This is a genomic window from Streptomyces sp. NTH33 (assembly GCF_003236365.1).
Lineage (GTDB): Bacteria > Actinomycetota > Actinomycetes > Streptomycetales > Streptomycetaceae > Streptomyces.
Genome location: NZ_POTZ01000556.1, coordinates 1 through 4,080, shown reverse-complemented (window position 1 = coordinate 4,080; position 4,080 = coordinate 1). Strand labels below are relative to the sequence as shown.

Sequence of the window (4,080 nt, the reverse complement as noted above, 5' to 3'; positions counted from 1 at the left end):
GTACCAGGTCGTCGGGGAGGCAGGGGACGGGGAGCGGGCCGTGGAGCTGGCGCGGGAGCACCGGCCGGATCTGGTGATCCTCGATGTGAAGATGCCCAGGCTGGACGGGATCTCGGCGGCGGAGCGGATCGCCGAGGAGCGGATCGCGCCGGTGCTGATGCTCACCGCCTTCTCGCAGCGCGACCTGGTGGAGCGGGCCCGCGACGCCGGTGCGATGGCGTATCTCGTGAAGCCGTTCAGCAAGAGCGACGTCGTTCCGGCGATCGAGATGGCGGTCTCGCGGTTCACGGAGCTGAGGGAGCTGGAGAAGGAGGTCGCGGACCTCGCCCAGCGGCTGGAGACCCGCAAGCTGGTGGACCGGGCCAAGTCGATTCTGCAGACGGAGTACGGGCTGACCGAGCCGGCCGCGTTCCGCTGGATCCAGAAGACGTCGATGGACCGCCGCATGTCGATGCAGCAGGTCGCGGAGGCGGTCATCCAGGACAGCGAGGAGAAGAAGGCGGCGAAGGACGCGGCCGGGCCCGACAAGGGCTGAGCGGGACCCGAAGATCCGAAGGGGAAGGGCCCGCGCCCCCTGGGGGCGCGGGCCCTTCTCTTTTTGTGGGCCTTTAGTCCTCGCCCAGGTACGCCTTGCGCACCGATTCGTCGTGCAGCAGGTCCTGCCCGGTGCCGGAGAGGACGATGTTGCCGACTTCCATGACGTGGCCCTGGTCGGCCAGGGAGAGGGCGGCCTGGGCGTTCTGCTCGACGAGCAGGATGGTGGTGCCCTGGGCCTTCAGGTCGGCGATGGTCGCCATGATCTTCTGCATCATGATCGGGGAGAGGCCCATGGAGGGCTCGTCGAGCATGAGCAGTTTCGGCTGGGACATCAGGGCGCGGCCCATGGCGAGCATCTGCTGTTCGCCGCCGGAGAGGGTGCCCGCGGCCTGCTTTCTGCGTTCGCCCAGGATGGGGAAGAGCTCGTAGGCGCGCTGGATGCCCTTTTCGATGCCGTCCTTGTCCTTGCGGAGGAAGGCGCCGAGCCGGAGGTTGTCCTCGATCGTCATGCGGGGGAAGATGTGCCGCCCCTCGGGGGAGTGGGCGAGCCCGAGGGAGACGACCTGGTGGGCGGGGACCTTCTTCAGCGACTTGCCGTTGAACTTGATCTGTCCGCCGACCGGCTTGAGCAGTCCGGACAGGGTCCGCAGCGTGGTGGTCTTGCCGGCGCCGTTGGTGCCGATGAGGGTGACGATCTGGCCGGCCTCGACCTTGAAGGAGATGCCCTTGACGGCCTGGATCTTGCCGTAGGCGACGCGGAGGTCCTCGACTTCGAGCAGTGCGGTCATCGGTCGTTCTCCTTGCCGGGCGCGGCGTCGGTCGTGGTCTCGGCGCTCTCGGCCCGTGCTTCTGTTTCCGCCCGGGATTCCGCCGCTGCCTGGGCCTCGGCCTGCTCGACCTCGGCGACCTCCTCGTCGCCGGGTGCGCCCTCGAAGGGCTCGCCGAGGTAGGCGGCGACGACGCGTTCGTCGCGCTGGACGGTGGCGCTGTCGCCCTCGATGAGTTTCTCGCCCTGGACGAGTACGGCGACGCGGTCGCAGAGGTTCATGATGAACCGCATGTCGTGCTCGATGACGAGCACCGCGATGCCCATGTCCCGGATGGCGAAGACGAGTTCCTCGGTGGCGCGGGTCTCCTGCGGGTTCATGCCGGCGGTGGGCTCGTCGAGCAGCAGCAGGCCGGGCTCGCTGGCCAGCGCGCGGGCGATTTCGAGTTTGCGCTGCTCTCCGTAGGGCAGATTGCGCGAGAGGTGTTCGGCCTTGTCGGCGAGGCCGACGAACTCGAGGAGTTCCATGGCGCGTTGGCGGGAGGCGGCTTCGGCCTTGTGGAAGCCGGGGCCGCGCAGCAGGGCGGACCAGAGTCCTTCCTTGGTGCGGGTGTGCCGGCCGACGAGCACGTTCTCCAGGACCGTCATGTTGGCGAACAGGCGGATGTTCTGGAAGGTGCGGGCGATGCCGGCCGCGGTGACCTTGAAGGACTTGGGCGGCAGGACCTTGCCCTTGTAGCGGACCTCGCCCTCGGTGGGGATGTAGAGGCCGGTCAGGCAGTTGAAGAAGGTGGTCTTGCCGGCGCCGTTGGGGCCGATGAGTCCGACGATCTCGCCGCTGTTCACGGTGAGGTCGACTCCGCGTACGGCGGTGAGGCCGCCGAAGCGCATGGTGACGCCGCGGGCGTCGAGGACGGTCTCGCGCGGGGCGGTCGCGTCGGGCGTGGCGTCCTTGGTGGTGGTGTCGGTTGTCATGGGTCAGACCCCTGCCTTGCTGAGGACTTCGGGTGCTTCCGTGTTCTCGTGGAATTCGAGCTGGCGGCGCCGGTTGGCGATGAGGCCCTCCGGGCGGAAGCGCATCAGCAGGACGAGCGCGAGACCGAAGGTCAGGAGCTGGTAGTCGCCGAGGAACTGGAGTTTGGCCGGGATGAGGTAGAGCAGGGCCGCGCCGATGAGGGGGCCGCTGATGGTGCCCATGCCGCCGAGGACGACCGCGGCGAGCAGGAAGGCGGAGTTGGGCGGGACGACGTGGGCGAACTGGTACTGCTCGGGGGTCACGGTGTAGGTGACGTGGGCCTGGACGGCGCCGGCGAGTCCGGCCAGGGTGGCGCCGAGGGCGAAGGCGATGAGCTTGACGCGGAAGCCGTTGATGCCCATGGCGCGTGCGGCGGTCTCGTCCTCGCGGACGGCGATCCAGGCGCGGCCGATGCGGGAGTCGCTGCTGCGCCGGAAGACCACGACGACGATCAGCGTGATGAGGAGCATCAGCAGGAAGTAGTTGGCGAAGCGGGCGATGGTGAACCCGAGGAAGGTGTGTTCCTGGCCGAAGTCGAAGCCGAGGATGTTCAGGTTGGGGATGGAGGAGATGCCGTTGGAGCCGTTGGTGACGTCGGGTCCGGAGGTGCCGTCCATGTTGAGGACGGCGAGACGGAAGATCTCACCGAAACCGAGGGTGACGATGGCGAGGTAGTCGCCGCGCAGCCGCAGGGTGGGGGCGCCGATGAGGACGCCGAAGATCATGGCGACCAGGGCGCCGAGCAGTGCTGAGGCCCAGAACGGAACGTGGAAGTTCAGCGGCGAGGACGGCGAGCCGGAGACCAGGGCGGCGGTGTAGGCGCCGACGCCGAGGAAGGCGACGTAGCCGAGGTCGAGGAGGCCGGCGAGGCCGACGACGACGTTCAGGCCGAGCGCGACGGTGGCGAAGATCAGGATGTAGACGCCGATGGTCGCGTACTGGTCGTCGGACTGGGTGAAGGGGAAGGCGGCCGCCGCGACGAACGCGCCGGCCATGGTGATGTTGCGGTGCTTGGCGGTGATCGCCGAGACGCGGCCCACCAGTCCGGCCTTGAGGAGCGCGGCGAAGCAGAACCCGACGATGATGAGGAAGCCGATGAAGAGTTCGCTCTCGTCGTGCGGGGTGCTGATGCCGTAGGTGAAGACGGTGAGGCCGATGGCCATGGCCGCGATGATGACGAGGATCTCGGCGTACGTCGGCAGGGCGCGGGCCGGGGCGGGGGTGCCGGAGGCGAGGGCGGCGCGGACCACGGCGAGCTTGTTGCGCGCGTTGTGGCGCAGTTGGTCCCAGCGGGTGTCGTCCGGGTCGGCGGGCTCGGGCACGGGCCGTTCGAAGGGCTGGGCGAGTGCGCCGGTCAGCATGATGAGGGTGCCCGCGGCGAGTACCCAGGCGCCTGCTTCGAGGTTGACCAGTCCGCCGAGTTCGGCGGTGATCGCGATGATCGTGTACCAGGCGGTGCCGAAGGTGCCGAGTGCGGCCAGGGTGAGGGCGCCGGTGCCGCCGGCGGGGACGAGCCAGCCGAGCTGTTTGACGCCGTAGGAGGCGAGGCCGAGGAGGGCGGTCAGGGCGCCGCCGATGAGGACGAGGAGCTGGAGGCCGGCCGGGTTGCCGTAGAGGGTGAGGTCGCCGGGGAAGTCGGAGGTCCAGGTCCAGGCGAGGAAGGTGGAGACGACCGTCAGGAGGGCGCCGCCGGTGGCCAGGGCGCGGCCGATGTGCGCCGGTACGGGGACGATACCGGTGGGTTCGCTGCCGGCGGTGGGGG

The 4,080-nt window shown here is 69.1% G+C and carries 4 protein-coding genes; 1 reads left to right on the top strand and 3 read right to left on the bottom strand.

Going from position 1 to position 4,080, the window contains the following annotated elements:
- Positions 1-535, top strand: a 535-nt coding sequence (locus tag C1I97_RS32780; RefSeq protein ID WP_111006669.1) for an ANTAR domain-containing response regulator, incomplete at its 5' end; no start/stop codon positions are given.
- 73 nt (positions 536-608) lie between these two features.
- On the opposite strand, the gene C1I97_RS32775 is transcribed toward C1I97_RS32780, so the two are convergent.
- The 3 genes from C1I97_RS32775 to C1I97_RS32765 are packed head-to-tail and all read right to left on the bottom strand — an operon-like array spanning position 609 to position 4,051.
- Positions 609-1,325, bottom strand: coding sequence for an ABC transporter ATP-binding protein (locus C1I97_RS32775; protein ID WP_111006668.1), 717 nt, complete (start codon positions 1,323-1,325; stop codon positions 609-611).
- Complete coding sequence (locus C1I97_RS32770; RefSeq protein ID WP_111006667.1) at positions 1,322-2,278, bottom strand: ABC transporter ATP-binding protein; 957 nt, start codon at positions 2,276-2,278, stop codon at positions 1,322-1,324. Before C1I97_RS32770 ends, C1I97_RS32775 begins: the two co-directional genes overlap by 4 nt.
- Before the next feature lie 3 nt (positions 2,279-2,281).
- Complete coding sequence (locus C1I97_RS32765; protein ID WP_258382847.1) at positions 2,282-4,051, bottom strand: branched-chain amino acid ABC transporter permease; 1,770 nt, start codon at positions 4,049-4,051, stop codon at positions 2,282-2,284.
- Positions 4,052-4,080 lie beyond the last annotated feature (29 nt).

What these genes read in the sequence shown, in the direction of transcription:
- C1I97_RS32775 (WP_111006668.1), bottom strand. Translation starts at nt 1,325, where the DNA reads ATGACCGCACTGCTCGAAGTCGAGGACCTCCGCGTCGCCTACGGCAAG.
- C1I97_RS32770 (WP_111006667.1), bottom strand. Translation starts at nt 2,278, where the DNA reads ATGACAACCGACACCACCACCAAGGACGCCACGCCCGACGCGACCGCC.